The 26,172-nt window shown below is 42.2% G+C and carries 27 protein-coding genes; 5 read left to right on the top strand and 22 right to left on the bottom strand.

What is annotated here, in order from left to right:
- The first annotated feature begins 214 nt into the window (after window positions 1-214).
- Window positions 215-658, top strand: a complete 444-nt coding sequence (locus tag I5907_RS08230; RefSeq protein WP_196990236.1) for a DUF2721 domain-containing protein — start codon at window positions 215-217, stop codon at window positions 656-658.
- Between the two features lie 3 nt (window positions 659-661).
- Here the strand turns inward: I5907_RS08230 and I5907_RS08225 are convergent, their stop codons facing one another.
- From I5907_RS08225 to I5907_RS08210, 4 genes are all read right to left on the bottom strand, one after another.
- Entirely contained in the window at window positions 662-892 is a 231-nt protein-coding gene (locus I5907_RS08225; RefSeq protein ID WP_196990235.1) for a DUF3820 family protein, read from the bottom strand.
- Window positions 893-1,157: 265 nt separating this feature from the next.
- Window positions 1,158-1,355 carry a hypothetical protein gene (locus I5907_RS08220; RefSeq protein ID WP_196990234.1) on the bottom strand — a complete coding sequence of 66 codons (198 nt, stop codon included), beginning with the start codon at window positions 1,353-1,355 and terminating at the stop codon, window positions 1,158-1,160.
- A gap of 242 nt (window positions 1,356-1,597) precedes the next feature.
- Complete coding sequence (locus I5907_RS08215; RefSeq protein WP_196990233.1) at window positions 1,598-1,789, bottom strand: hypothetical protein; 192 nt, start codon at window positions 1,787-1,789, stop codon at window positions 1,598-1,600.
- A 78-nt stretch (window positions 1,790-1,867) separates the two neighbouring features.
- Complete coding sequence (locus I5907_RS08210; RefSeq protein WP_196990232.1) at window positions 1,868-2,422, bottom strand: type 1 glutamine amidotransferase domain-containing protein; 555 nt, start codon at window positions 2,420-2,422, stop codon at window positions 1,868-1,870.
- A gap of 324 nt (window positions 2,423-2,746) precedes the next feature.
- Here I5907_RS08210 and I5907_RS08205 point away from each other — a divergent pair, with 324 nt between their 5' ends.
- The gene (locus I5907_RS08205) at window positions 2,747-4,888 is read left to right on the top strand and encodes a xanthine dehydrogenase family protein molybdopterin-binding subunit (protein ID WP_196990231.1); all 2,142 of its coding nucleotides are present in this window, start codon (window positions 2,747-2,749) and stop codon (window positions 4,886-4,888) included.
- Between the two features lie 176 nt (window positions 4,889-5,064).
- On the opposite strand, the gene I5907_RS08200 is transcribed toward I5907_RS08205, so the two are convergent.
- Both I5907_RS08200 and I5907_RS08195 read right to left on the bottom strand, forming a co-directional pair.
- Window positions 5,065-5,841: an alpha/beta hydrolase gene (locus tag I5907_RS08200; protein WP_196990230.1), complete on the bottom strand. Its 777-nt coding sequence runs from the start codon at window positions 5,839-5,841 to the stop codon at window positions 5,065-5,067.
- Between the two features lie 345 nt (window positions 5,842-6,186).
- A complete protein-coding gene (locus I5907_RS08195; RefSeq protein ID WP_196990229.1) occupies window positions 6,187-6,984 on the bottom strand; it encodes a TIGR00266 family protein in 798 nt (265 codons plus the stop codon).
- A 96-nt stretch (window positions 6,985-7,080) separates the two neighbouring features.
- On the opposite strand from I5907_RS08195, the gene I5907_RS08190 reads away from it, so the two are divergent.
- On the top strand, window positions 7,081-7,638 hold the full coding sequence (locus I5907_RS08190; RefSeq protein WP_196990228.1) for an ExbD/TolR family protein: 558 nt from the start codon (window positions 7,081-7,083) through the stop codon (window positions 7,636-7,638).
- Window positions 7,639-7,859: 221 nt separating this feature from the next.
- Here I5907_RS08190 and I5907_RS08185 read toward each other — a convergent pair whose 3' ends face one another.
- The 12 genes from I5907_RS08185 to I5907_RS08130 all read right to left on the bottom strand — a co-directional run bounded on the left by I5907_RS08185 (window position 7,860) and on the right by I5907_RS08130 (window position 19,633).
- Window positions 7,860-8,519: a response regulator gene (locus tag I5907_RS08185; protein ID WP_196990227.1), complete on the bottom strand. Its 660-nt coding sequence runs from the start codon at window positions 8,517-8,519 to the stop codon at window positions 7,860-7,862.
- Window positions 8,512-9,300 carry a sensor histidine kinase gene (locus tag I5907_RS08180; RefSeq protein WP_196990226.1) on the bottom strand — a complete coding sequence of 263 codons (789 nt, stop codon included), beginning with the start codon at window positions 9,298-9,300 and terminating at the stop codon, window positions 8,512-8,514. The genes I5907_RS08185 and I5907_RS08180 overlap by 8 nt, the downstream gene beginning before the upstream one ends.
- 628 nt (window positions 9,301-9,928) lie before the next feature.
- Window positions 9,929-10,771, bottom strand: a complete 843-nt coding sequence (locus I5907_RS08175; RefSeq protein ID WP_196990225.1) for a hypothetical protein — start codon at window positions 10,769-10,771, stop codon at window positions 9,929-9,931.
- Window positions 10,772-11,019: 248 nt separating this feature from the next.
- Window positions 11,020-11,901, bottom strand: coding sequence for a lysophospholipid acyltransferase family protein (locus I5907_RS08170; protein ID WP_196990224.1), 882 nt, complete (start codon window positions 11,899-11,901; stop codon window positions 11,020-11,022).
- A 15-nt stretch (window positions 11,902-11,916) separates the two neighbouring features.
- Window positions 11,917-13,530, bottom strand: coding sequence for an L-aspartate oxidase (gene nadB / locus I5907_RS08165; RefSeq protein ID WP_196990223.1), 1,614 nt, complete (start codon window positions 13,528-13,530; stop codon window positions 11,917-11,919).
- A 304-nt stretch (window positions 13,531-13,834) separates the two neighbouring features.
- On the bottom strand, window positions 13,835-14,248 hold the full coding sequence (locus I5907_RS08160) for a hypothetical protein (protein ID WP_196990222.1): 414 nt from the start codon (window positions 14,246-14,248) through the stop codon (window positions 13,835-13,837).
- Between the two features lie 338 nt (window positions 14,249-14,586).
- On the bottom strand, window positions 14,587-15,588 hold the full coding sequence (gene obgE, locus I5907_RS08155; RefSeq protein ID WP_196990221.1) for a GTPase ObgE: 1,002 nt from the start codon (window positions 15,586-15,588) through the stop codon (window positions 14,587-14,589).
- Window positions 15,589-15,739: 151 nt separating this feature from the next.
- Entirely contained in the window at window positions 15,740-16,339 is a 600-nt protein-coding gene (locus tag I5907_RS08150; protein ID WP_196990220.1) for a hypothetical protein, read from the bottom strand.
- A 26-nt stretch (window positions 16,340-16,365) separates the two neighbouring features.
- On the bottom strand, window positions 16,366-16,965 hold the full coding sequence (locus I5907_RS08145) for an acyltransferase (RefSeq protein ID WP_196990219.1): 600 nt from the start codon (window positions 16,963-16,965) through the stop codon (window positions 16,366-16,368).
- 11 nt (window positions 16,966-16,976) lie between these two features.
- Window positions 16,977-17,399 carry a hydroxyphenylacetyl-CoA thioesterase PaaI gene (paaI, locus tag I5907_RS08140; protein WP_196990218.1) on the bottom strand — a complete coding sequence of 141 codons (423 nt, stop codon included), beginning with the start codon at window positions 17,397-17,399 and terminating at the stop codon, window positions 16,977-16,979.
- Between the two features lie 14 nt (window positions 17,400-17,413).
- Window positions 17,414-18,190 carry an enoyl-CoA hydratase-related protein gene (locus I5907_RS08135; RefSeq protein WP_196990217.1) on the bottom strand — a complete coding sequence of 259 codons (777 nt, stop codon included), beginning with the start codon at window positions 18,188-18,190 and terminating at the stop codon, window positions 17,414-17,416.
- Between the two features lie 342 nt (window positions 18,191-18,532).
- Complete coding sequence (locus I5907_RS08130; protein WP_196990216.1) at window positions 18,533-19,633, bottom strand: AI-2E family transporter; 1,101 nt, start codon at window positions 19,631-19,633, stop codon at window positions 18,533-18,535.
- A 429-nt stretch (window positions 19,634-20,062) separates the two neighbouring features.
- Between I5907_RS08130 and I5907_RS08125 the strand changes: the two genes are divergently transcribed.
- A complete protein-coding gene (locus tag I5907_RS08125) occupies window positions 20,063-20,887 on the top strand; it encodes an energy transducer TonB (RefSeq protein WP_196990215.1) in 825 nt (274 codons plus the stop codon).
- Between the two features lie 163 nt (window positions 20,888-21,050).
- Here the strand turns inward: I5907_RS08125 and bioB are convergent, their stop codons facing one another.
- Complete coding sequence (gene bioB, locus I5907_RS08120; protein ID WP_196990214.1) at window positions 21,051-22,061, bottom strand: biotin synthase BioB; 1,011 nt, start codon at window positions 22,059-22,061, stop codon at window positions 21,051-21,053.
- Window positions 22,062-22,281: 220 nt separating this feature from the next.
- Between bioB and uxuA the strand changes: the two genes are divergently transcribed.
- Window positions 22,282-23,460, top strand: coding sequence for a mannonate dehydratase (gene uxuA / locus I5907_RS08115; protein ID WP_196990213.1), 1,179 nt, complete (start codon window positions 22,282-22,284; stop codon window positions 23,458-23,460).
- Between the two features lie 93 nt (window positions 23,461-23,553).
- Here the strand turns inward: uxuA and I5907_RS08110 are convergent, their stop codons facing one another.
- The 3 genes from I5907_RS08110 to I5907_RS08100 form a co-directional block, all read right to left on the bottom strand.
- Window positions 23,554-24,087 (bottom strand): rod shape-determining protein MreD, encoded by a 534-nt coding sequence (locus I5907_RS08110; RefSeq protein WP_196990212.1) that lies wholly within the window; start codon window positions 24,085-24,087, stop codon window positions 23,554-23,556.
- Window positions 24,087-24,938: a rod shape-determining protein MreC gene (mreC, locus tag I5907_RS08105; RefSeq protein ID WP_196990211.1), complete on the bottom strand. Its 852-nt coding sequence runs from the start codon at window positions 24,936-24,938 to the stop codon at window positions 24,087-24,089. Before mreC ends, I5907_RS08110 begins: the two co-directional genes overlap by 1 nt.
- A 73-nt stretch (window positions 24,939-25,011) precedes the next feature.
- Window positions 25,012-26,037 carry a rod shape-determining protein gene (locus I5907_RS08100; protein WP_196990210.1) on the bottom strand — a complete coding sequence of 342 codons (1,026 nt, stop codon included), beginning with the start codon at window positions 26,035-26,037 and terminating at the stop codon, window positions 25,012-25,014.
- Window positions 26,038-26,172: the final 135 nt, after the last annotated feature.

Genomic DNA, 26,172 nt, shown 5'->3' with positions numbered 1-26,172 from the left:
ACAACCTTGTGGCAGGTTATGCCGCCTGGTTATGTAAAAACTGTGGTTAAGTGGTGCTGTAATTACACCGGTTGGAAACAATGTAAAAGTAACCATGCATTACATGCATGCATATGCAGAAAACACCAATGGTTATTTATGGCATGTAAGCGGATGAAATCATGGCTTTTATTTTTAATGGTAATTATATTGCAGTATTAGTAACAGTCATTTTATGGATATAACAATTAATACACCAGCCCTGCTTTTTCCTGCCATCAGTTTGATTATGCTGGCGTATACCAACCGCTTCCTGGCATTGGCAAGTCTTGTGCGTAACCTGCATGATAAATACAAAAGCGAGCAGCAAAATACAGTCATTCACGGGCAGATTAAAAACCTGCGTTTTCGCCTCAGGCTTATTAAAAACATGCAGGCATTTGGTGTACTAAGTTTTTTGCTGTGCATTGTGTGTATGTACCTTATTCATACCGGCAATACGCTTGCAGCAAACATAACGTTTGCGCTGGCACTGGTTTCTTTTGCCACATCATTAATCATTTCATTGTGGGAAATATGGAAAAGCAATAAAGCACTGGAGCTTGCACTAAGCGATATGGAAGGCCTGGAAGACCCGACCATTGTGGAATACATCAGGAAAAAACTGGACCGGGAATAATTTCTATCTTTTCTTCAACGGCCCGAGTAAATGCTCGAGGCCATTGAGCCTTATCTCGTACATTGTTTGCAACAGTAAGCCCAATTTACCTTTTGGAAAACCCTTTCGCTGAAACCATTCCAGGTATGCTGCCGGCAGATCGCACAGCACAACATCTTTATACTTACCAAAGGGCATTTTCATTTGCACAAGTTGTACTAAGAGTTCCGGGTTTAGCCCGTCTGCATTTTCCATTGTTGCAAGATAACCAGTATACCTGTTATTTGTATTGTATGGCCGCTTTTGGTTACAGGTAGCTGTTGCCCTGTGTGCGCTGTTGCACCCGGAAATGTTGCATAAAGTTTTGCTGTACAAGTGTGCGACGCAACGATGATGAATAGCCATACTGCTGCCGGGTTCATAAAAAGAAAAACCCGCATGGTTAGCGGGTGATAAGTTAGCAACGGTGTTTGCAAGAAAGGTTTTTCTGTCCTGTAAGCTCTTATATGCTACCAGTGTACTAAGCTGATAGTTTGTATGCGTTTAATGACAGGTCGTTGCGCTGAATGGCATCGAGTGCTTCCTGTGCAAGCTGCCTGCACACATTCTCTGTTGTTACATTGTTGGCTACTTTTTCTTTTGAGGATGCAACAACCAGCTTTAACAGCGTAGATAGTTCCACTTTGTGCTGCATCCTTCTTCTTTTCTGATGTTCCATGGTTGTGCGTTTTAAGTGTTAATCATTTTGATGATGTAAAATTGCAACCAAAAAACCTGTGTGAAAAGTACATTGAGACAGGGCACACAAATCACGTTACGAAGTGTATAAAAAAGGGAATGAACCGTTAGTGTAAAAGTTTGAAGATTGATGCCCGACATATAAAAAGCCACTGCTGTTGGCAGTGGCTTAACCCTCTATCAAACCAAAGAGATAATTCGTGTTATAATATATTACACCAATTAATTTTGTGTTGTGTCAGTCTGAGGTTGCATAGGTGTACTGGTAGTATCACCCTGCATAGGAGTAGTAGTGCTACTGCTATCCATACTAGTACCTTCAGGACTTGAATCTGTTGCCGGTTTAGGCTCGCCACATGCTGTAAAACCAACTATTGCGCTGGCAACAAGTAATGTTGAAATGATCTTTTTCATGGTTATATCTTTTAATTCGTGTGTATTTTGCAATTACCCTGCCACGTGCCGGTTTTTACAAACAATATTGTTAAATAATCAGGCAGGCTGGTGTGCGCCTTCATATATTTCTTCTATCAGCTTTTTGTTAAAAGCTTCGAGGTCTTTGGGGCTCCGGCTTGTAACCAGTCCATTATCTACGATAACCTCCTTGTCTTCCCAAAGTGCACCTGCATTTTCAAGATCGGTTTTAACAGAAGGGTAAGAAGTCATGTTTTTTCCTTTTACAAGACCAGTCTCAATCAGCAATTGCGGCCCGTGACAAATTGCACCTACAGGCTTGCCCTCTTCAATAAATTGTGCGGCAAAACTTACACATTCTTTGTTTACACGCATCAGGTCGGGATTTATCACACCACCCGGTATCAACAACGCGTCGTAATCTTCCGGTTTTGCATTGTGCAATACCACATCCACCGGTAATTCGAGTGACCAGTGGTCATGATCCCAGCCTTTTACCTTTTTATCCTGCGGAGATACTATGTGTACTGTTGCGCCAGCCTCTTCCAGCGCACGTTTTGGGCTGGTTAGTTCCACTTCTTCAAATCCATTTTCTGTAAGAATAGCAACTTTCTTACCTGATAAATTTTTCATACTGCTATAATTTTTTTATGAAAGAATAGTTAGCTGTTATGTGAATGACAATTACCCTGCCAGTAAGCTTTGCATGGGCACGCCACAGGAAACAACGGTTTTTGCAGCGGCAGGCACCGATTATTTTCTTTATGAAAACCTTCGGCGATTCAATAACAATTTGAAGTAACTTTAAACATCTGTAGATTTTCCAGTTATCCCTTCATATACGTTGTAAAATTTAGTTTTATGAACCGGTTTTATTTTGGATGACAACAACTGTTTACAGAATCGCTTATACCTTACACATCAAAAAATAAAAACACCCGGCTAAAATTTTAACATATGACAGCCAGACATAACAACAGCAGAAGAAATTTTCTAAAGCTATCCACTTTTACAACGGGCGGTTTTATACTAGGCTTCAATGCCTTTGGCGCACCGAAAAAAAATCCTGCAATTATTGGTGATCCATCGTCTGGCGAAATGGCCAGCTTCAACAGCTATCTTGCCATTGCTACAGACGGAACAGTTACCATCTATTCTCCCAACCCCGAGCTTGGGCAGAATATCAAAACATCTTTCCCCATGATTGTGGCGGAAGAGCTTGATGCAGACTGGACCAAAGTAAAAGTGGAGCAGGCTGCTCTGGATACCAAAAAATTTGACCGCCAGCTTACGGGTGGCAGTGGTGCTGTACCACATTCATGGATGCGCCTGCGCAATGCAGGTGCAACTGCAAGGGCAATGCTTATTGCGGCGGCTGCCGCAAAATGGAGCGTGCCCGCAACAGAATGTACCGCAGAGAATGGATTCGTTTTGCACAAGGCCGGAAATAAAAAAGCCGGTTATGGAGAGCTGGCCTTGGACGCCGCAAATATTCCTGTACCAACGAACGTAACACTCAAAGACAGGAAAGATTTTAAAATCATTGGTACGGCAGTAAAGAACGTTGAGAACAAGAATATACTTACCGGCAAGCCCATGTTTGGTATGGACTTTTACCGCGAAGGCATGTTATACGCCATGCTGCAAAGGCCGCCTGCGTTTGGCACTAAAATAAAATCTGCAGATACGGCCGCAGCAAAGGCAATGCCCGGCATAACAGCTGTTGTTACTTTTAAAAACAATATTGCCGTGGTGGGGAAATCTACATGGCACATCATTAAAGCGCGTAAGTTGCTAAAGATAGAATACGAAAAAGACGGCAATATTGAAAGCTCTGCTGACCACGACAGAATTTTTACAGACCTGCTTGATAATGGCAAAGCAGAAGTAAAACGTAAAGACGGTGACGTTGATGCAGCTTTTAAAAATGCTGCCAAAGTGGTAAAGGCAGAATATGAATGCCCTTTTATTGCGCACAGCCCAATGGAACCGATGAACTTTTTTGCGCATGTTAAAAATGACGGCACTGTAGAGCTTGCAGGACCAAGCCAGACACCCCAACGCGCCAGGGAAGCGGTTTCCAAACTGCTCAATATTCCCGAAGAAAAAATAACACTGGAGCTTACAAGGCTTGGCGGCGGTTTTGGCCGCAGGCTTAAGTTCGATTATGTAACAGAAGCGGCAGAATTGTCTGCCCTTATTAAAGCGCCTGTAAAAGTGATCTGGAGCAAAGAAGATGACATGCAGGGCGGTAGCTACAGGCCCGCTGTTCGTTACCGTTTTGAAGCAGCACTGGATAGTGCCGGCAACCTTACAGGCTATAAATTAAGGGGCGCAGGCATTAATGCCGGCAACACAACAAGAGAAGACAATTTTCCTTCCGGCGCAGTTGATAACCTGCTCATAGAATCTGTAGAACATCAGTCGCCCATTACCACCGGTGCATGGCGTGCGCCTATCACAAATTTTCTCGCTTTTGCAGAGCAGTCCTTTATAGATGAAGTGGCCATGGCTGCCGGCAAAGATGTGGTGCAGTTCCGGCTGGAGCTGCTGGCAAAAGCAAAGCAGCAACCCGTTGGTGCTATTAAGTACAACATCAGCCGCATGGAAGAAGTAATAAAAATGGCAGCAGAAAAATCTGGCTGGGGCAAAAAGAAAAATGTTGCACAGGGCTTCAGCGTGTATTTTTCACATGCCTCGTACGTAGCGCAGGTTTGTGAAGTGGTTATGAAAAACGGCAAACCCGCAGTACAAAAAATTTATGCTGTTTCAGATTGCGGTCAGGTGATCAATTCCATTGGTGCAGAGCACCAGGTTATGGGTGGTATTGTAGATGGATTTGGCCATGCCATGTATGCCAAACTAACGTTTAAAGACGGTGCAACGGAGCAAAAAAATTACCACAATTACAGGCTTATACGCATCAAAGAAGTTCCTGAAATTGAAACACATTTTGTTGACAACGGCATGGACCCTACAGGTCTTGGCGAGCCTGCACTGCCACCTACCGGCGGCGCTGTTGCCAACGCAATTTTTAAAGCCACCGGCAAACGTTTAAGAAAACAACCTTTTATAGATGATGATCTTTTTAAAAGTTAGTGGGCGAGCTGTAGTTATTATGGCATCACCTGTTGTGTCACTCACTTGTACGTTCGGTTGTTATGGCGGCTGCAGCGTTCCGGGGTTGAACAACAAAAATCAACTATAAGCTTTTCTGATGTATAAAGGCAAAAGCCACGCAATGCGTGGCTTTTGCTATATGAGGTGCTCAAAGATCAGTATTGATGAAAGCTGTCGCCTATAAAAGCCAGTGCATCAGTAATGCCGGTACGCCAGTAGGGCCAGTTGTGTACACCATCTCTCACACGAAACTCGTGTGGCACATTTTTGTCTTTCAATGCCAGGTGCAACATACAGTTACCTTTGATAAGAAAATCATCATCGCCGCAATCAATATACAAACGAACCTTCTTTAAATCATCAGCAGGTTTTGTCTCTACAATTTTTAATATGGAGTTATCAAACCAAGCTTTGCTGAGCCTGCTTTTGCCTTTCAGGTTGTGGCCATACAATTGCCCGAATACATTCTTCCAGTTATCATCATCCATGGCCACCATTTCATCATCTGTAAATACACCTGCGCTTAGTGGTGCGGCGGCAGCAAAAAGATCAGGATATTTAAGCGCATAAATAAGCGTACCATAACCGCCCATACTTAAGCCAGCAATACCCCGGTAGGTTTTTTGTGCTTTTATGCGGTAGGTCTTTTCAATGGCGGGCATAAATTCTTTGATAAAGAAATCTTCATAGTTTTCTTTACCATCAAAGGAATTGATGTACCAGCTTGAATCTCCGTTTGGCATTACAATGATCATTGGCGGAATAGTGCCTTCTGCAATAGCTTTATCTGCATAGCGGTTTACTTCGCCAAACTGCAGCCAGCCTGTATTGTCATCTGTATAACCATGCAATAAGTAAACTACAGGATAACTTCTTTCAGATGTTTCGTAATCTGCAGGAAGGTAAACGGTGTATTTAACGTCTTTATTCATCAACGCGCTTTTAACTATGCGTTGCTCTATTACTTTGCCTGCTGGCTGAGTGTAAGCGGCTGCGCTTACAAGCAGGCATACAATAAACAAACAAGTTCTGGTGCTACAATATTTCATACCGGCATTTGAATTAAATAGTAAATGAATAACCGAAAGGTAATAATTGTTTACACACAACTGTGCCGGGCAGCAAGGTTTAAAAAACACGGGGTGGTGGCGCTTGCTGAGTAACGAACAGAACGCACAAGTGAGTGACACAACCAAAGCTTAATAGTAGCAATACAGTATAGTACATAAAAAAGCCTTCGCTTAAAACGAAGGCTATTGTAATATTCGATGAAGCTGCTACCTGTAGCCATCACCATCGAGCAGGTTACCCAGGCCACCGAGGATGCTGCCTTCTTCTTTGCGCTGGTAAGTGCCGTAAGCAAGTATGCGTGCAGCAAGGCGGCTGATGGGTAAAGATTGAATCCAAACCCGGCCGGGGCCTTGCAGCGTAGCAAAGAAAAGACCCTCGCCGCCAAACAACGTGTTTTTGATACCGCCCACAAATTGTATATCGTAATTTATACTGCCTGTAAATGCAACGATGCAACCGGTATCAATACGTAACAATTCGCCGGGCTGTAACTCTTTCTCGAACACATGCCCGCCGGCGTGCATAAAGGCCATGCCATCTCCTTCAAGTTTTTCCATAATAAAACCTTCGCCACCGAAAAGGCCCGTGCCCAGTTTACGCTGAAATTCTATACCGATGGAAACGCCTTTTGCCGCGCACAAAAAAGCGTCTTTCTGGCAAATGATCCTGTTGCCAAGGCGTATAAGATCTAGGGCAACGATCTTGCCGGGATATGGGGATGCAAAGCTTACATGTTTTTTTCCATGACCGACGTTGGTGAATGCCGTCATGAACAAATTTTCACCAACAAGCAATCTTTTACCTGCGCTAAAAAGTTTGCCCAATAAACCGCCGGTCTGCTGCTGGCTGCCATCGCCAAAAATGGTTTCCATCTGTATGTTGTCATCCATCATCATAAATGCACCGGGCTCTGCAACAGCAGTTTCACCGGGGTCGAGTTCTATTTCAACATACTGCATTTCTTCGCCGAAAATGCGGTAATCGATCTCGTGATTACGTATCATGTTTATCCTTTTTATTGTTTAAATGTGCTACAAATAAATACAGAATTTTAAGAGTACGGCTATACAATTTTGATAAAAGGTAACAAACATTATTGTATGGAGAAAACTGCTGCGTTGCATCTTAGTGTAAAACCAAAAAAGATGGCTGAAATACAAACCAACAACAGCACAAAACATACTGGTGTGCGCCGCAGTAAAAAACTTTCTACCAAAGTAGACCTTACACCGATGGTTGACCTGGGCTTTTTACTCATTACCTTTTTCATCTTTACATCTGTTGTTGCAAAACCAACAGCAATGGGCATTTATATTCCTGATGAAGGAGATTCAATGACTACAGGCAGCAGTAAAACGTTAAACATTATTCTTGCGGGTGATAATGAAGTGTACTATTACAACGGCGATGATTTGAATAACATGCATGCAACGAACTATTCACCGGATGGCTTACGTGCTATAATAAGAAGCAAAAAAGAACAGGTAGCATTCAAATTTGGAGACGGCAACGAAACTGTGATTTTACTCAAGCCAACAGATGACGCCTCTTACAATAATATTGTTGATGCATTTGACGAACTAACCATTAATAGCATTACGCGATACGTACTGATGGATGTTGACGAAACAGAAAAATCATTATTGTTTAAACATTGAAAAAAAGCTGCCCTTTCATTAAACGCAGGCATCATAATTTAGTCATAAACCGGTAATAAAAAAGCAATATTATAACGTTATACGCATTGTTGGCATTATGATTGCTTTTTAAGTTACAGACAACTTACTTTACATAATTACTTTTGGGGGTACATATTACAGCCCCGTCTCTTTTGGGATGGGGCTTTTGTAATTATGGGTGGTGATTATGTGAGATACCTTTACAATTCGACGATCCGGTTTTTTAATGCAAACATGACAAGACCGACTCTTGTATTAAGATTTAATTTTTTGAACAATGCGTCCCGGTAACCATCAACGGTCCTTTCACTCACAAACATTTCTTTGGCTATCTCCTGGTATGTTTTTTCACTACAGGCTAATTTAAGAAACTGTAATTCCCTTTCGCTCAATTTTGCAAAAGTGGGCAAAGGATTTTTTTCGTCTACAAGATGATTAATGCTTTGCATGACCTTTCTTGTAACAAGATCGTTGTAAAAATAACCTCGGCTCAATACTTCATCAAAGGCAAGTTTAAGTTCTGCCGGATCTGCATCTTTCAAGACATATCCTTTTGCACCGTGACGTATCATTTTGATGATGGCGGTATCAGCATCCATCGTACTTAGTGCTAAAACTTTTATTTCAGGGTAATTGATGCGCAGCCATTCTGCGGTTGCATAGCCATCCATTTCGGGCATGGTTATATCGAGCAACACAATATCTGGCAGGTGCCTTGGATTGAGTTGTTTTATGAGATCTTTACCATTAGCCGCATCGAACAATACTTTATAGTTGGGGAAAATATTGATGAGCATCATTAAACCCTTCCGGAACATGGCATGATCGTCGACAATCGTTATATATTTTACATCAGGCATAAGGTATTGAGATTTTTATACTGGTTCCTTTATCAATTACACTATCAATAACTGCACTACCGCCGATCAAAGTTGCCCTGCTGATGATGTTTTGCAGACCAAGCCCGCCATTTTTTTGCAATGCAGCAGCAGTATCGAAACCGGTACCATTATCGGTAATTGCAATGTCAATTTTATCTGCTGCATAGTTAAACAATATTTCTACATCAGAAGCTTTTGCGTGCTTGATGATGTTTTGTATGCTCTCCTGAATAATGCGGAACAGGATGAGTTTTTTTTGCACTTCAAGGTGTTGCTCATTGCCTGTTGTATTGATAACAATATTTATTAAACCTGTACGGTTGATGCGTTGCATTTCATGCGCAACAGTCTCATGCAGGCGGAGTAACTGTATGCGTTCACTGCTGAGGCTTTTGGCAATGTCACGAAGATCATTCATTGCCTGGCCAATGTTTTCCCGGAGTTCTTTTAATGTTGCTGTGTCTTTGGTTTCTTTATGCTCTACAATGCTGACCTGCACTTTTGCAAGGCTTAATATTTGCCCGACATTGTCGTGTATTTCCTGGCTGATGGTGTTGAAAGTGTGTTCCTGGATTTCGAGTTGGGATTGTAATGATTGTTCAATAAATTTTTTCTCTAATTCAATAAACTCCTTCTTGTGCTTAAACTTATCTTTTTGAAATCTATATAAAATAAAGATGATAATTCCTGCTAATACAAGAAAGACAATAACAATTGTGACAATTGTTATTAAAACTTCTTCAGTCGAGGAATTTGGCATATAAAAGCATAAATAAAAATCGAATACATAATCACATTGAATATTTGTAGTAGCGGTAATAATCCAGTTGCGAGACCAGGATAATTTTTGATAAGGAAGTTTAACATCCCTACATAAGGTAATTGACAGGAATAAAAAACAATTAGCCCGGTAGATATCCAAAATTCCGAGTGTTTTTTTAGGCTTATTGAAGCGAGGCTATTTGAAGTAAAAAACTGGTAATAGTGTGAAACAGCAAAACAAATCGTGAAGAAACTACCTACTATTATTGAGTAGCTATTCCACGTAGTCAGTTTAAACAACAATAGCGTGGTAATAAACCAGAATAAAGGAAATACAAAAAGAAAAAACTTGATTATTCTTCTCAATAGCATTAATGTAACAATCTTGTAAAAATATAAACCATAGCCCCAAAATTCAATAAGCATGAAAACATTATAAACCGGAACATTTGTTTTAAAATGAAATGCTTTAGTAAAGTAAACCGCAAGCAATTCTGTGATAAAAGCCAATCCTATAATCAAAGAAAACAACTTTAAATGAAAAGGATAATCCAGCTTGAAACTAATCAAGCTGGATAAAAATGCAAAACCTATTGTTGATATGTATATATGTTGAAGCAACTACTTTAAGGCAGTTTTGTTTGGCCACAGGTAGCTGGAGGGCATGGGGATCCCGTGTCGAAAGAATCAGTTCCTAAAAGCTTGATTAACGAATCGACTTTACTTACTTCTTTATTTATTAGATCTGCTTGATTATTAATAATTTTCATTTGCCTTTCGCGTTGAGGAAAATCTTCACGTTCATCGATGAAAAAATCCTCATGGCTATTCCCGATTAATTCTGTTAATACAAATTGCAAAATAAGCTGTTTTGGATATTGATCTCTCGAATGATCGGTATCAATATTACGATACGATGAAAAATAAATTTTTACTCCACTTGCTTTTTGATAGTCCATTTCTTCACTCAATTCGAGAAGTTTTTTTATTGTATAAATTATACTTTTGGTATCTCCCTCAGGAGTATCTACAGTTTTGTTAAGTTCCTTTAAGTCATTCTTTTGAAACTTAGAAACAGATGTGCTAGCAACAGAATAACTTAATTTCTGAAAGTGACCGGAAATTGGATCAAAATCATAATATTGCCCTTCAAGATCGGAATGCTCCTGTCCTTTTTTTTCTGCTGGAACAAATATTAAGGTTAATAAATCTTCGAAACCTTTTGGCGCGCTGTTATCATTGGGATAACTAGCAAAATAAATTCTTACTGCACCATCAGGTCCACCCTTCGTATTAGCTAAAAATATAAAATTTTGAAAATGTTCTTTTTCAATAAAAATAAATTTTCTTTCAGACTTGTTTTTTAATTTGCATAACGGTTTATATTTATTTTTTATAAACCATGCTATTCTTTCTTCTATCAGATATTTTTCCACATACATATGCGGTACAGGTAATAAAGTTGCCATATTTAAATTTTTAGTTAAGCACTCAATATACTCTCCACCTCTTTCAAATACAATACCCCCCAAAAATTTAATCTTTAAAAAAGTAAGATTTCGATAAAACCTACACGCAGTAAGCCTTTCCCGCAAATGCAGAAAAACGCTCAAATCTAAAATACGCGGAAAAGACGGTGTATTGTCCCGGGGAAAAGGCCGGGAGATTAAATGGTGAAATCACCGCCCTACGCAAGAAGCATTAAGAAAACAGATGCCTATATCACAAACTGCCCATGCTTTTCATCATCAAATTCCCATTTCCATCTTCTGTGGCTCCAGAGATAATTGGCGGGGCGTTGGCGGATGCATTTTTCTATAAAGGCCACCATTTGTTTGGTAATGGCACCTTCGGGTAGTGTGCGCGGCTCGGTGGTGATGACCTCAAATACGGAGTGGTAATAGCCGCGTTTGACTTTATAAAAATTTACGAGTATCACAATCTCGTTATTCATTTTTGCATTGCGCTCCGGACCTTTTACAAAAGCCGTCTTGCGACCGAAAAAGTCTGTCCAGTATGCAATGTCAGGGCCGCCGGGGTTCTGGTCAGCAACAAGCCCTAAAGCATAACGTTGTTTGGCGTATGGCAGAAACTCTTTACGGAATCTTGTGGCTGCAACGAGATTGGTACCAAAGCGTTCACGGATCTTTTTAAACAGCCTGTCAAACACCTTGTTTTCAATAGGCATATAAACGAGTACAATAGGGTACGTGATCTTAGATGCGTAAGCAATGTTGGCAAACTCCCAGTTAAAAAAATGCCCCAGCGTTAATTGTATATTGCGGCCAGTAGGGTAAAGATCATTGATAACGTGGGCATCAAACGTAAAGCGTTTCTGTACTTCAGCTTTAGAGATAGAAACAAACTTGATGACTTCAATAAAATTATCGACAAAACCTTTGTAGAAATCTTTGGCTATTTTTTTTCGCTCCTGTTCAGATTTTTCAGGGAATGCAATAAGCAGGTTGTTGTCTACTACATCCCTCCTGTAACGAATGATATAATACAACAAACCATAAATACCATCGCTGATGATATAAATAACACGCCACGGCAACAATGAAAGCAGGTAAAAAATACCATATACCACGTAGTACATAAATCTTAGCTAAGGTTAAAGAACAATATCCTGCAGCAATGCACTCTTCCCAGGATGATCAGTGTTAAAATGCAGTCCGCGGCTTTCTTTCCTGAACTGTGCACCTTTTACGATGAGGTAGCCCACAGTGATAAGGCTACGCAGTTCGCATATCTGCGGGGATACCTTTGTACTGGCATATAATTGTTCTGTTTCTTCGTATAAAAGATCGAGCCTTTTCATTGCCCTGCGCAAACGCACATCTGTTCTTACAATGCCCACATAATCACTCATGATCTGCTGCAGCTCTTTCTGGCTTTGCGTTATCAGGATCATTTCCCGGGGATCGGTTGTACCCTGCGCATCCCAATCGGGTATGGCTGCAGCATTCATTGCAGCGGGCGTATGATTGCCTTGTAATAATCCGGTTGCATGTAAATATGCCCTGTGTGAAAAAACCATCGCTTCCAGCAGGCTGTTACTGGCCAAACGGTTGGCGCCATGCAGGCCTGTGCTTGCACATTCACCGGCTGCGTATAAATTGATGATGGATGTTCTGGCCCATTCATCTGTTTTTATGCCGCCGCAACTGTAATGTGCCGCAGGTGCAACGGGTATCATCTGCTGCATTACATCTATACCAATGCTTTTGCACTTTTCATAAATGTTGGGAAAATGATGAATGAATTTTTCTTCGTTCATGTGCCGGCAATCAAGGTATACATGCTCTGTTCCGGTACGCTTCATCTCACTGTCTATTGCTCTTGCCACAATATCGCGTGGCGCAAGATCTTTGCGGCTGTCATAGCGCTCCATGAATCCTTCACCATCTTTATTGCGAAGGATACCGCCATCGCCCCTCACCGCCTCTGTAATAAGGAATGATGGTGACACCCCTGGCTCATACAAAGCAGTTGGATGAAACTGTATGAATTCCATATTCTCGATTCTTCCTTTTGCACGATAAACCATTGCAATACCATCACCTGTGGCAATTTTAGGATTGGTGGTGGTTCTGTATGCCTGTCCGCAGCCGCCACTTGCAAGCAACGTTATACCTGCTATAATTTTCTGGATGGTATTTGTTTCAAGGTTTAAAACGTATACGCCATAACACGTAATATCGGTGGTAGCTTTTGTAACGAGGTAGCCAAAATGATGTTGCGTTATAATATCCACCACAAAGCAATGCTTGATCAACTTGATGTTCTTGTGCAGTCTTACCTGTGAGAGTAATGCCCTTTCCATCTCCTGGCCCGTAACATCTTTATGGTGGAGTATACGATGTTTGCTGTGCCCGCCTTCCATACCTAAAGCATACTCACCACTTTCTGTTTTATCAAATTCTGCCCCGTAATTGATGATCTCTTTAATACGCTGCGGGCCCTCTTTTACAACGATCTCCACGATATCTCTCTTGCACAATCCGTCGCCCGCAATAAGGGTATCTTCTATATGCTTATCGTAGCTGTCATTTACTTCGTCCCACACGCCGGCCACACCACCCTGTGCATACTTTGTATTGGTTTCATCAGCCTGTGTTTTGGTAATGATCAGTACCTTTTTATCCGGGAATTGTTTGGCTACTTTCAGGGCATAGGTTAAGCCCGCAATACCTGAACCAATTACAAGAAAATCTGTTTGCTGCATTCGTTATTATCTTTTTTTGATGGGTCTATACAACCAGTACTACCGCTTAAACATGCCGGTTTAATGGTTTGAATACAATTGCGCTGCCGGTGCCCTGCGTGCTGAAAAAAGATATGCAGTACAAGAGTGCGACGCAACAATGCTTCATGCTTATACTGCTGCCCGGCCCATAAATATGTTGTATAAACCCAAAGCAAATCTACTAATGCACGGCAATAATTTAACAACTGATTTTTTGGGGCTCCAATAAAAAAGCATGCAACAACCTGCTGCATGCTTTTTCGTGTCTTGATAAGGTAGGATATTAAAGCTTCGTTACAACCACATCATCTACTGTTTTTGTAGCAGCATTTACCACAAAACTGTTTTCGAGTGATTTGTTGGAAGACTTAATAGTAAACCTGTAAGATGAATTGTCTGAACCTTTCAGCAACTTAACTTTTTTAGAGAAGTTTACATCGCTATACACCTGTGAGAACAATACCTCGCCATCTGCAGACTGAATGAACAAAGTAAATTTGTCTGCTTTTGGGTTGTTGATCTTTACATCGAACAGCAACGCATTGTCTGTGCTTCCTGCAAACTGTACAGATGTTGTATTTTCAGTTGACAAAATTTCAATGGTAGCATTTTTGTTATCGTTAGCCTGGCTTACTGCTGGTGTTAATACTGCTATTGTTGCTGCGATTAACACTGCTGACATTAATTTCCTTTTCATAATTCTTACATTTTAGATTAACAAAAAAAGTTTATTATGGCGCGCAAACGCGTATGCAAGAAATCATTAAGGCTAATAAACAATCGGGATGGAAGTTATCGTTATAGTTCTACAGTGCAGTTGTAGTTTTTCAAAGCTTTGAAATATTGGGGCGGGCTGGAAACCCTTTGTGTAATTCTGACGCAAATATATACGCAAAATTTGAAAAGGTAACCTGTCTTCACAAAAAATTAATAAACCTGATAAGTGTTGTAATGACAATTATCAATGCTGGTCAATACTTTAGCGCTGAAATTATGAACTTGTTAAAAGTAATTCGCCAAAAGGCTAACAACTGTTTAACCAACTTTTTTATTGAGCAATTGCCATAATTTATCTTTCAGCTCCATCAACCCCTGCTGCGTAACAGACGATATAAATACATGTGGAATATTCTTTGGCAGCTCATTCTCTACCGCCTGTTTTAGTTCATCATCCAGCATATCAGATTTGCTTATCGCAATAAGAAAATCTTTCTGCAGCATTTCGGCATTGTATTCTTCCAGTTCATTAACGAGAATATCAAACTCCTTTTTATGATCGGCACTGTCTGCAGGTATTAAAAAAAGCAACACCGCATTGCGCTCTATGTGCCTCAGAAAACGGTGACCCAACCCTTTCCCTTCTGCTGCACCTTCTATAATACCCGGCAGATCTGCTATGCAAAATGATCTTCCGTTGCGGTATTCTACCATACCTAATTGTGGCGTTAAGGTGGTAAAAGCATAGTCTGCAATTTTAGGTTTTGCAGCAGTTATTACAGATAATAAAGTAGACTTACCGGCATTGGGAAAACCCACCAAACCCACGTCTGCCAGCACTTTCAGCTCGAGCACCTTCCAGCCTTCCTGTCCTGCCTCGCCGGGTTGGGCATAGTCTGGTGCCTGGTTGGTGGGTGTGGCAAAATTTGAATTGCCAAGACCACCACGGCCACCGGGCATTAATATCACTTCCTGGCCATCTTCTAAAATTTCTGCACCTATTTCACCTGTTTCTTCATCGCGTGCAACCGTGCCAAGCGGCACTTCAATAATAATGTCTTTACCATCCCGACCGGTGCTCCTGTTTTTGCTGCCACTCTCGCCATCTTCTGCCAGCACATTTTTATAATAACGCAGGTGTAGCAATGTCCACAATTGGCTGTTACCTTTTAAAATAATATGTGCTCCGCGGCCACCATCACCACCATCAGGACCGCCAAATGCGGTTAGTTTATTCCGCATAAAATGCCTGCTGCCTGCACCACCGTGTCCGCTTTTGCAGAATATCCTTATATAGTCTATAAAGTTTGATTTGTCCATCGTTGTAAAAAAGCAAAGATAAAAGTTATGAAGCAAGCAGTAGCATATATGGCATCGCCTGTTGTGTCACTCACTTGTACGTTCGGCAATAGTTTGAGCTGAAGCGATCCTTTATAGCCAGTGCCTGAAGATGCCGGAACGAGGTTACTGATCATTCATCATCATCATCACCAGGTGCATGTGCGGCTGCTCTTAATATGTCTGTAGTAGTGATGAAGAGTTTACGTTCTGTATTGCCCGGGCAGCAATCATCATAAAACCGGGGCTCGTAATAAGATGGGTCAGCTATTCTATCTCTGGTAATAATCATTAACCGCCAGGTAACACCATCGTAAATATTACAATTGCTTTTCCTCTCTCCAGCACAAAAGTCTTTGCCATTGTCCCCGCTTATCTTCCATGCTTCATTGGCTTGTACAAAATGCCAGGCCGCATTGCAGGAGTCCTGCACTACTTCAATATCATTTATTGTTTGCGAAGGTGCGCCACTCGTACGTTTGTAATATGTATAACCTTTCCATGTTCCCTTATTCAAAGCAATAATCCTGTAATCAACTGCTCTTACCCAAGCGTTGCTTTCTACCGCAAATGCGAGCACTACTTCATTTTGCTGCTGCAGGGCGTGTAAAAAAGAATCTGTAGCCTGTTCAGTGCGTGCATATTGATCGAAGGTACCTGCAGACATTTTATGTGTATTACTGCATGAGAAAATAGCTGTTATCATTAAAGCGGAAAAAATCATCTCCATCATGTCTGTTTGTGTAGCAGTTTGCTGTATTAGCTATTGTTCTTTACATCGTTCCATGTTTCATATAGTACATCCTGCTTTGGTAGTTCAGGCGGTAACTCACGCAATGGTTCGCATACACGCCAGTGATTGTGCATGTTGGCAGGCAGTACCTGGTATAGCGCTGTGCCCTCTGTTTTCCAGGCAATCATTTCATCGCTTACTTCTTTTATTTTTTTTGCGGGGTTGCCCACTACCAGGCTCCGGGCCGCAAATGTTTCACCGGCTTTTATAAAGCTCAGCGCACCTACAATACATTCATCGTCCAGCGTTACATTATCCATGATAACGGCGTTCATGCCTACCAGGCAATTCCTGCCGATCGTTGCTCCATGTATAACTGCACCATGACCAATGTGTGCAGCTTCTTTTAATAAAACGGTAACTCCCGGGAACATGTGTATGGTGCAGTTTTCCTGAACGTTGCAGCCATCTTCAATGATGATTGCACCCCAATCTCCACGAATGGCGGCACCCGGACCCACATATACATTTTTACCAATGACTACATTGCCTGTAACACAAGCCTGCGGATGTATAAATGAAGATTCATGCACAACGGGAATAAAATCTTTATAAGCGTAGATCATCTGCTTTTCTTTTAAATCAAAGGCTTTTCTGTTTTGTAACAGGTGCCTTTAAACAAGCCAACAAGTTCATTTTGCCGGTTACAAACTTCTACAAGATACAGGCCGGTTTTTTTTGTTTTATTGATCAGCTTTGCTTCTGCCGTTAATATGTCGCCTTCTTTAACGGCTTTGGGGAAAGACATGCTTACATCCAATGCAAGTGTAACCTTACCATCACTGTTGCAGGCAAATGCAAATGCACTGTCTGCCAGCGAGAAGGTAATACCACCATGTGCAATGCCAAAGCCGTTGAGCATTTCCCTGCGCAGCGTCATTTGTATTTTACTGTAGCCTGCTTTTACGTCAATAACAGTTATACCCATCCACGCACTGAAATGATCGGTCTGTAACATGCGGTCGACCACTTTTTTAGCAAGAGCATCCTGTTCTGTCATAGCCTTATTTTATATTATTCACCTGTATACTCGGGAACACGTTTTTCGAGGAAAGCTTTTACGCCCTCTTTATAATCGTGTGTTTCTACTGCCTTTTGCTGAAATACGTCTTCAACTTTCAACTGCTGTTCAAATGTATTGCTTACAGAAAAGTTTAATGCATGCTTTATCATGGCCAGGCTTCGTGTAGGCATTTTAGAAAGCTTTTCAGCAATTTTTACACTTTCCTGCAGGAATGTTTCATCTGTATAGGTTTTATAAAGCATGCCCATTTTCTCTGCTTCTTCGGCAGATATTTTATCTGCCAGCATCATTAATGCACTGGCGCGTTGCCAGCCAATAAACCGCGGCAAAATAAACGTACCACCACAATCGGGCACGAGACCGATCTTTGAAAATGCCTGCGTAAAGTAAGACGACTGCGTGGCAATAACCACATCGCAGGCGAGCGCCATATTTGCTCCGGCACCTGCAGCCACGCCATTGATAGCGCCAACTACAGGTTTCTCCATCATACGGATTTTCCAGACAATGGGGTTGTATTGTTCACGCAGCATTTTATTAACGATCTCACCATCTGTCTGTACTACTTCAGAAAGGTCCTGGCCGGCACAAAAAGCTTTACCTGCACCGGTAAGGTATACACACCTGATGTTCTTGTCTTGCTGACATTCATCCAGCCGCTGCTGCAGCATCATGGCCATTTCGCGGTTGAAGGCGTTCAGCTTATCCGGCCGGTTAAGCGTTATAAAGGCAATCTGGTCTTTAACTTCAAAATTTATGGAGGTCATAGCAGGCAATTTGTGCAAATCTATCCGTTTCTTTTGAAAACTAATGAGTGTTAACTTTTTTATTCGGGCTGCAATCTAATCTGGTTTGCAACGCCAGCGTAAAAAAAAACGTGCTTATGGTTATACAGATACCCCTGACCAACATGCATGACCCGCGTTTACTTTGACCTGGTTGACTTTACTATTTACAAAACAGTGGACACCCAAACAAGCCTGTGCCGCTGCGAACAGCTGCCATGAAAGATACAAGTACAAGTGAGTGACACAACAGGCGATGCCTAAAGAACTGCTGTTGGCAACATATATAAGCACTTATATAAAAACGGCCGCCGCGGGAAGCGCTTAGACTTTCAGTTTCTTTTTTGTGTTTCCAAGAAATGGCTGCATGTAAGAAGGCATAAGCTGGCGTGGCTTGTTGGTTCGTTTTGCGGTGGCAGGCTTCTGGTATTCGAGGTAGTAGATCTTTAGCAAAAGGATAAAAAACGAGATGAGAATAGGACCGAATATCAAGCCTGCAAAGCCGAAATATTTTAAACCCAGGATAACGCCCAAAACGGTAACAATAGGATGCACATCTGCCATTCGCTTGGCCAACAGGAAACGGATTACATTATCTGCACTGCCCATGACAAGCAGGCCCCACGCAGCAACAAAAATGCCCTGCCACGTATGGCCGATAGCAAAAAGATAAATACTTACCGGTGCCCAAACAATGCCTGTACCCACCACAGGAATTACGGATGCGAAACCTGCAATTACACCCCAGAAACCAGCCTCGGGCACGCCTGCAATAAGAAAACTTACATAACCGCAAACACCCTGTGCAACAGCAATCATGGGGATACCTACGGCATTACTGAATGTTTGTGCCACCAGTTCATTACCAAAAAGCATGAGCTTATCTTTTTTGAAGGGCAGATAAAATACAATGGCTGCCTCCATCTTACCGGTATTGATGATCATAAAATACAGGAAGAAATACGTCATGATAATTGTACTGAAGAAGTTGAGGCTTTGTGTTAGTATAAGGGAAAGGCCGGCCGTAGCATAAGCCTGGAGATCCGCTATGTTTTTGGTTGACAGCAACTCAACACCAAAACGGCTCTTCATATATGCATCGAATGTTTTGAGGGTGTTCATAATTGTCTCCGGGTGCATGACCACGCCGGCAATCTTATTGTACAGCAAAGACACCAATGTAATGATGGGGAGCAGGATGATGAAGAAGGAGACAAAAATGATAAGAATGGCGGCCATGCTTTTTTTCCATTTTCGCTTTTTGATAAGCTTATCGAACAATGGCTTGCCCAGGATATAAAAAATAATTGCCAGCAGGAAAGCTGTAAAAAACTGGATGAGGCTAAAAACAAGAAATAGCCCCAGGGCAAGAATAATGATGAGAAATACGTACCTGTTTACTTTGTACTCTTTTGAAGTGTCCATTCAGTTTGTCTTTAGATGTAATTGCAGTCAGTGCCTGTTTCAGACACCTGAAATTATAAAAATTATGCCTATAATATGCAAGGTATAATTAGCGCCAAAATAGGCGATTGCTGATTTTTACCGTAGCAATAATTCCACAATGTGCGACTTATTACTGAGAAGTTGATGATAGAAAAATAAAACAATGTAACAGCGCTGTTATAATAAGATACAGCAAAAGGCATTGGCAACAATCTTCTGCTAACGTGTGCGGCCTGGCCTGTGAAAAACCTTTTCGTGTAAGGTGTGTGTGTTTCTGCATAACCTTTGTGGCAGCCTGCTGCCGTGGTTTTTCTGCCGTTTTTACGATGCATGAAATTCAAAATTCCACACAACTTTATTTTTATGGAATAGTCCGGAGTGCATCGTCTTAGTTGCAAAACTATAACCATGGAAGCTAACAACATTTTGAAAGCCGATGTGCTTGACATTATCTTCGAAAACAGAAACAAAGCCTATGGCGCTTATGATTTGCGAACCACTTACAACAAACGCATCAAACGATCATTATTGGGTATGGGTGCTGTGTGCCTGGTATTTACCGCGGGCGTAATGATTGCCAATGCAAAGAAAGATGATGGCCGGGTAGTAATGACGGTGAAGGATTATGAGCTGACCAACCTTGTGCCGGAAGAAAAACAAGAGCAGGTAATTGTAGAACCGCCAAAACCAAAACCGCTCGAAGTAAGAACAATTGCGGTAACTATTCCACGCATCGTTCCGGATGAGCAGGTGGCGGAAACGGAGGTGCCATCAGAAGAGCAGATTGAAAATGTAACAATATCGAATGTTACTAAAGATGGGCAGGACATAGGTGATATTGTTGCTCCGCCTATCGAAAAAGAAGGAATAGGCGAAGTAAAGGAACTTGTGAAAGAAAAGGCGCCAGAGGTATTTACTATTGTACAAGTAGAGGCCCGGTACCCGGGCGGGCTAAAAGAATGGAGTAAATTTTTGGAACGCAACCTCAACACAGAACTACCGGTAGAGAATGGTGCGCCGGTTGGGCAATACACGGTAGTGCTGTCTTTTATCGTAGATGCAGAAGGCAACATTTCTGATATAGCGGCATTGAATGATCCCGGTTTTGGCACTGCCCAGGAGGCCATAAAAGTTATCAAACGCAGCAAGCAATGGGTGCCTGCCATTCAGAATGGCCGTAATGTTATTTATCGCCAGAAGCAATCCATCACTTTTGTAGTAAATGAAGGATAGTATTTATACAACCATAATGCACATCCTTCCGGCGCAGCCTGCGGCTGCGCCGTTATATTGCTTTAAAAACATCTTTATTTATTGTTATGTCATTCACCCGGCCCCAAAAAATAACCCGCTGCAAAAAACAGCGGGCTATACTTTTATATAAGCACTTACATAATTAATGCACCATTGCTTCAACAGCTTCTGCAAGTGTCTGATTTTTTTCTGCTTTAAATGCTGCTCTCGGTTTTAAACCCAGCAACCGGAACATGGCATTGTCTTCATCAAACGATGGGTTGGGCGTAGTAAGCAACTTATCACCCGCAAATATTGAGTTGGCACCAGCCATAAAACACAATGCCTGTTCAGATACACTCATGCTCGTTCTGCCTGCACTCAACCGCACCATTGCTTTGGGCATTAGTATACGTGCTGTTGCTATCATCCGCACCATGTCCCATATATCTACTTTGGTATTATGTTCCAGTGGTGTACCTGCAACAGGCACCAAAGCGTTGATCGGCACACTTTCCGGGTGCTCCGGCATAGTAGCCAGTGTATGCAACATGTTTATACGGTCTTCTTTGGTTTCTCCCAAACCTACAATACCGCCGCAGCAAACGCTTACACCGGCTTTTCTCACATTATCCAGCGTTTGCAAACGGTCTTCATAAGTGCGTGTGGTAATGATTGCTTCGTAGTATTCCGAAGATGTGTCCAGGTTGTGATTATACGCATACAAGCCTGCATCAGCCAGCTTCTGCGCCTGTGTTGCTGTAAGCATTCCAAGGGTGCAACATACTTCCATACCCATTTCGTTTACGCCTTTTACCATATCTATTACGCGGTCAAAATCGCGGTTATCCCGCACTTCCCGCCATGCAGCACCCATACAAAATCTTGTGCTGCCTGCTTCTTTGGCCTTGCGTGCATATTCCAGCACTTCTTCCTGCTTCATTAGCGCATGTACATTTACGCCAGTGTTGTAGCGTGCAGCCTGCGGGCAGTAAGCGCAGTCTTCACTGCAGCCACCCGTTTTTATACTCAGCAGTGTACAAACCTGCACTTCTGCAGTATCATTATAATTTTTATGCATTGTGGCGGCTTTATAAATCAATTCCAGGAGGGGCGTTTCATAGATGTCTTTTATTTCATTTACACTCCAGTCATTCCTTATAGTGTTCGTCATACTTTTTTTATTTGAGCGACAAAAATAGGGAGTTTGTTATTTATTGTGTACCCGGCTGCATTACTACTATTGAGCTTTGGTTGCGTCGCACTCTTGTACGGCTTAATCTATACGCAGCAAGTGCGACGAGCGTAGTGAAAATTATAACGACCGCATATCATGTACGATATATCTTTACGCCACATATTTTTATACAATGAGCAACGCAGCTTCAAAAAAGATGTATACGTTTTTACAAACCATGCGCTGGTTTGGCCCTTCAGATCCTGTAAGCCTGCAGGATATTAAGCAGGCAGGGTGCAGCGGCATTGTATCTGCACTACACCATGTTCCCAATGGCGCCATCTGGACGGTAGAAGAAATACAGAAAAGAAAAGAAGAGATAGAAGCCGCCGGTCTTTACTGGGATGTAGTGGAAAGTGTACCTGTACACGAAGACATTAAAACGCAGACCGGCAACTATAAACAATACATCGAAAATTATAAAATAACGCTGCTTAACCTTGCCGCATGCGGTGTAAATATTGTTACCTACAACTTTATGCCGGTGCTGGACTGGACAAGAACAGACCTCTCTTTTACCATGCCCGATGGCAGTAAAGCGCTCCGGTTTGAGCGTGCTGCCTTTATTGCTTTTGACATGTATATGCTGCAGCGCGAAGGCGCCGAACATGACTACAGTTGGGAAGAACTTGCGCGTGCAAAAAAACGATATGCTTCCATGCCTGCAGAAGACAAGATACTGCTTATGCAAAATATCATTGCAGGCCTGCCTGGCAGCGAAGAAAGCTTTACACTGGATGATTTTAAAGATGCGCTGGCAAAATACAAAGACATCGATACACAAAAACTGCAACAACACCTTATTGATTTTTTACAAGAGATTATTCCTGTGGCCGAAGAAGCAGGTGTTAAAATGGCTATCCACCCTGATGACCCGCCATACAGTATTTTAGGGTTGCCACGGGTGGTATGTAATTACAGGCAGGCGCAGCAGATATTTGAGGCTGTTCCGTCTGCAAGCAATGGCCTGTGTTTTTGCACAGGCTCATTTGGGGTAAGGCCCGATAACAAACTGCCGGAAATGGTATTGCAGTTTGCAGACCGCATTCACTTTGTGCATTTGCGCAGTACAAGGACAAACGAATGGGGTGATTTTTTTGAAGACAATCACCTGGATGGAGATGTAGATATGTATGCGGTAATCAAAAATCTTTTGCAGGTTATGCAGCAAAGACAAACTGCTTTGCCCATGCGCCCCGACCATGGCCACCAGATGCTCGATGACCTGAAGAAAACAACCAATCCTGGTTATAGCGCTATAGGCAGGTTAAGAGGCCTGGCAGAAATACGCGGACTTGAAATGGGTATTTACAGGAGCATGATGGAGCAGTCGTAAGCAGGCGGTGCCCGTTGCTGCGTAACGGACAGTACGTACAAGAGTGCGACGCAACAGGCGATGCCACCAGTACTGCAGCCGGGCCAATAAAAATCAGGCTGTATTGGTTCTGTACCTTGCCTTGCGGGGAAACAACATTTCTGTTACAAAGATGAGCAATATGCTTAGCGCGGTAGATGCGGCTACCTTGCCGATGAAGAAAATGAAATCTCCAAACTGCAGCCATTCGATCAATACCAGGCATGCATGATGCAGGAAAGTAAGTACCACAATATAAACGCTGTACGGCGCCCAGCCAAGGCTGGTAATACTTGGCTCTGCATAACTGACTTCCTTCTTCTCCTGGGATATTAAGACGTTTAAAAAGAAAGGCCGCAGGTAGGCAATAAGCACGCAGGGTATGGCATGGAGGCCGGGTGTGCCTGTAAAATAATCCATGCACAAACCAAACACAAATGCAATGATCATTTGCACACTTCGGTTAATGCTGAATGGCAGCCACAATACAAACAGAAAATAAAAAATGGGCTTTACATACTGATGCAGCGGCGGTACTTTATCCAGCACAAAAGCCTGTACCAGTATGAATAAAATGAAACGGATAATATTTTTAAGCAGGCTGCTCATTAATCTTTGGGTGTTTTTGCTTCGAGTGTTTTTTGCTCCTGCAACTGAAGATTGCTTGTTACATATACATACTGCAGGCTGTAAAAATTAGTAGCGGCCTTTACCCTTAATTTCAGGAAGCTGCTGCCCTTGTCTGCAATAACTTCGGCTACCGTGCCTACCATTAAGCCCGGTGGAAAACTGAGTGACTGGGACACATTGCTAGTAAGAACGGTATCGCCTTTCTGTGCCTTGGCACTTTTAGAAATATTGTTCAGCATGAGGTAAGAAGGATCTGCACCATTCCACTCAAGATCGCCGGTATAGAAGCCATTTTTCAACATGGCGTTTACTTTGCTTTTCCTGTTTAGCAGGCTCATGATACGGCTGTAATTATCACTTACCATTATTACCTTGCCAACAATACCATCGGGGCCAATTACCGCCATATCTGGCTGTATGCCCTGCTTTGCCCCACGGTGTATCGTGATGTAGTTGTTCTCCTGTGTTACAGAGCTGTTCACCACTTTTGCTTCCATAAAAAGAAACTTCCTGGCGCCCATAGTATCTTTCAGCAGAGAGTCAATTTTTACAACATTTGTTGTATCGGCACTTTCAAAACTGGACGCCTGCAGGTTATGCAGTCTTGCATTTTCCTTTACCAGGGAGTCGTTGGTGGCTTTTAAATGGAAGTAGTACTCCACATCGTTGTACTTTTTACTTACCGAACCTGTAACCTCGTTGGCTACAGCCCCCAGCACGGCCTGGTGTGTTTTGTTGTAATTGGTAAGAATATAAACACCTGCCCCCTGCAATACCAGGAACAGGATGAGGTTAAAGAAACGTCTTATGAAAAGAAAGATGTTACGCACGGTAGTACATGATCCCGGTTTACAGGTTTCAGGTTACCGGTAACCAGGGCCCGGCAACCTGCAGAAAACTCTTTTAACGCATTACAAACGGGTAGCGCTGATAATTTTTAAGTGCAAGACCGGTACCACGCACAACGCTCTTCAGCGGGTCGTCTGCAATATGTACAGGCAGTTTTATTTTTTGACTAAGGCGTTTATCCAGCCCGCGCAATAATGCACCGCCACCGGTTAGGTATAAACCACGGCGGTAAATATCTGCAGCAAGTTCGGGCGGCGTGGTTTCGAGTGCTTTAAGAATTGCTTCTTCTATTTTAAAGATCGATTTATCCAATGCTTCCGCAATTTCCTGGAAGCTTACCATGATCTGTTTCGGAATACCGGTTACTAGGTCGCGGCCGTTTACAGGAATATCATCCGGCGGATTTTCCAGGTCTTTCATGGCGGCGCCAATCTGTATTTTTATCTGTTCTGCTGTACGCTCACCAATCAGTAAGCTGTGGTAGCGGCGCAGCGCTTCCATAATATCTGCGGTAAATTCATCTCCGGCAATACGTATAGACTGATCGCATACAATACCTGCCAGCGCAATTACAGTAATACCTGTGGTACCACCACCAATATCGATGATCATGTTACCTACCGGCTCTTCTACATCTATACCAATACCAAGTGCGGCTGCCATTGGTTCGTGAATAAGGTATACTTCTTTTGCACCTGCCTGTTCTGCACTGTCTCTTACTGCCCGTTTTTCTACTTCTGTTATAGAAGAAGGAATACAGATCATCATTCTCCAGCTTGGCGGAAACAAAGGTTTTTTGGGATAGATCATTTTGATCATTTCCCGTATCATCAATTCTGCAGCGTTAAAATCAGCAATTACTCCATCTTTCAAAGGGCGAACGGTACGTATGCTTTCATGCGTTTTTTCATGCATCATCAATGCACGCTTACCAACCGCTAAAACCTCTTTCAGGTTATTACGATTAAGGGCAACAATCGACGGTTCATTTACAACAATCTCTTCATTATGAATTATCAGGGTATTGGCGGTACCCAAATCCATGGCAATCTCCTGCGTGAACAAATTAAAAAGTCCCATTTATATGTTAGGTTCAGATTTTTTAGTAAAATGTTTGAATGCCTGCAAAATTGCTGTAATTAACCGGAATTAACAAAGTGCAAAATGCAGATTTTTCCAGCCTTATGCTTCAATTAACAAGTATTGTTTAAAAAG

Origin of the sequence: Panacibacter microcysteis, assembly GCF_015831355.1 — a bacterium.
Classification (GTDB): Bacteria; Bacteroidota; Bacteroidia; order Chitinophagales; family Chitinophagaceae; genus Panacibacter; species Panacibacter microcysteis.
Note: the sequence above shows the minus strand (reverse complement) of the source record. Positions and strands in the feature narration are given on the sequence as shown.

What these genes read in the sequence shown, in the direction of transcription:
- I5907_RS08230 (WP_196990236.1), top strand. Translation starts at nt 215, where the DNA reads ATGGATATAACAATTAATACACCAGCCCTGCTTTTTCCTGCCATCAGT.
- I5907_RS08225 (WP_196990235.1), bottom strand. Translation starts at nt 892, where the DNA reads ATGGAAAATGCAGACGGGCTAAACCCGGAACTCTTAGTACAACTTGTG.
- I5907_RS08220 (WP_196990234.1), bottom strand. Translation starts at nt 1,355, where the DNA reads ATGGAACATCAGAAAAGAAGAAGGATGCAGCACAAAGTGGAACTATCT.
- I5907_RS08215 (WP_196990233.1), bottom strand. Translation starts at nt 1,789, where the DNA reads ATGAAAAAGATCATTTCAACATTACTTGTTGCCAGCGCAATAGTTGGT.
- I5907_RS08210 (WP_196990232.1), bottom strand. Translation starts at nt 2,422, where the DNA reads ATGAAAAATTTATCAGGTAAGAAAGTTGCTATTCTTACAGAAAATGGA.
- I5907_RS08205 (WP_196990231.1), top strand. Translation starts at nt 2,747, where the DNA reads ATGACAGCCAGACATAACAACAGCAGAAGAAATTTTCTAAAGCTATCC.
- I5907_RS08200 (WP_196990230.1), bottom strand. Translation starts at nt 5,841, where the DNA reads ATGAATAAAGACGTTAAATACACCGTTTACCTTCCTGCAGATTACGAA.
- I5907_RS08195 (WP_196990229.1), bottom strand. Translation starts at nt 6,984, where the DNA reads ATGATACGTAATCACGAGATCGATTACCGCATTTTCGGCGAAGAAATG.
- I5907_RS08190 (WP_196990228.1), top strand. Translation starts at nt 7,081, where the DNA reads ATGGAGAAAACTGCTGCGTTGCATCTTAGTGTAAAACCAAAAAAGATG.
- I5907_RS08185 (WP_196990227.1), bottom strand. Translation starts at nt 8,519, where the DNA reads ATGCCTGATGTAAAATATATAACGATTGTCGACGATCATGCCATGTTC.
- I5907_RS08180 (WP_196990226.1), bottom strand. Translation starts at nt 9,300, where the DNA reads ATGCCAAATTCCTCGACTGAAGAAGTTTTAATAACAATTGTCACAATT.
- I5907_RS08175 (WP_196990225.1), bottom strand. Translation starts at nt 10,771, where the DNA reads ATGGCAACTTTATTACCTGTACCGCATATGTATGTGGAAAAATATCTG.
- I5907_RS08170 (WP_196990224.1), bottom strand. Translation starts at nt 11,901, where the DNA reads ATGTACTACGTGGTATATGGTATTTTTTACCTGCTTTCATTGTTGCCG.
- nadB (WP_196990223.1), bottom strand. Translation starts at nt 13,530, where the DNA reads ATGCAGCAAACAGATTTTCTTGTAATTGGTTCAGGTATTGCGGGCTTA.
- I5907_RS08160 (WP_196990222.1), bottom strand. Translation starts at nt 14,248, where the DNA reads ATGAAAAGGAAATTAATGTCAGCAGTGTTAATCGCAGCAACAATAGCA.
- obgE (WP_196990221.1), bottom strand. Translation starts at nt 15,588, where the DNA reads ATGGACAAATCAAACTTTATAGACTATATAAGGATATTCTGCAAAAGC.
- I5907_RS08150 (WP_196990220.1), bottom strand. Translation starts at nt 16,339, where the DNA reads ATGATGGAGATGATTTTTTCCGCTTTAATGATAACAGCTATTTTCTCA.
- I5907_RS08145 (WP_196990219.1), bottom strand. Translation starts at nt 16,965, where the DNA reads ATGATCTACGCTTATAAAGATTTTATTCCCGTTGTGCATGAATCTTCA.
- paaI (WP_196990218.1), bottom strand. Translation starts at nt 17,399, where the DNA reads ATGACAGAACAGGATGCTCTTGCTAAAAAAGTGGTCGACCGCATGTTA.
- I5907_RS08135 (WP_196990217.1), bottom strand. Translation starts at nt 18,190, where the DNA reads ATGACCTCCATAAATTTTGAAGTTAAAGACCAGATTGCCTTTATAACG.
- I5907_RS08130 (WP_196990216.1), bottom strand. Translation starts at nt 19,633, where the DNA reads ATGGACACTTCAAAAGAGTACAAAGTAAACAGGTACGTATTTCTCATC.
- I5907_RS08125 (WP_196990215.1), top strand. Translation starts at nt 20,063, where the DNA reads ATGGAAGCTAACAACATTTTGAAAGCCGATGTGCTTGACATTATCTTC.
- bioB (WP_196990214.1), bottom strand. Translation starts at nt 22,061, where the DNA reads ATGACGAACACTATAAGGAATGACTGGAGTGTAAATGAAATAAAAGAC.
- uxuA (WP_196990213.1), top strand. Translation starts at nt 22,282, where the DNA reads ATGTATACGTTTTTACAAACCATGCGCTGGTTTGGCCCTTCAGATCCT.
- I5907_RS08110 (WP_196990212.1), bottom strand. Translation starts at nt 24,087, where the DNA reads ATGAGCAGCCTGCTTAAAAATATTATCCGTTTCATTTTATTCATACTG.
- I5907_RS08100 (WP_196990210.1), bottom strand. Translation starts at nt 26,037, where the DNA reads ATGGGACTTTTTAATTTGTTCACGCAGGAGATTGCCATGGATTTGGGT.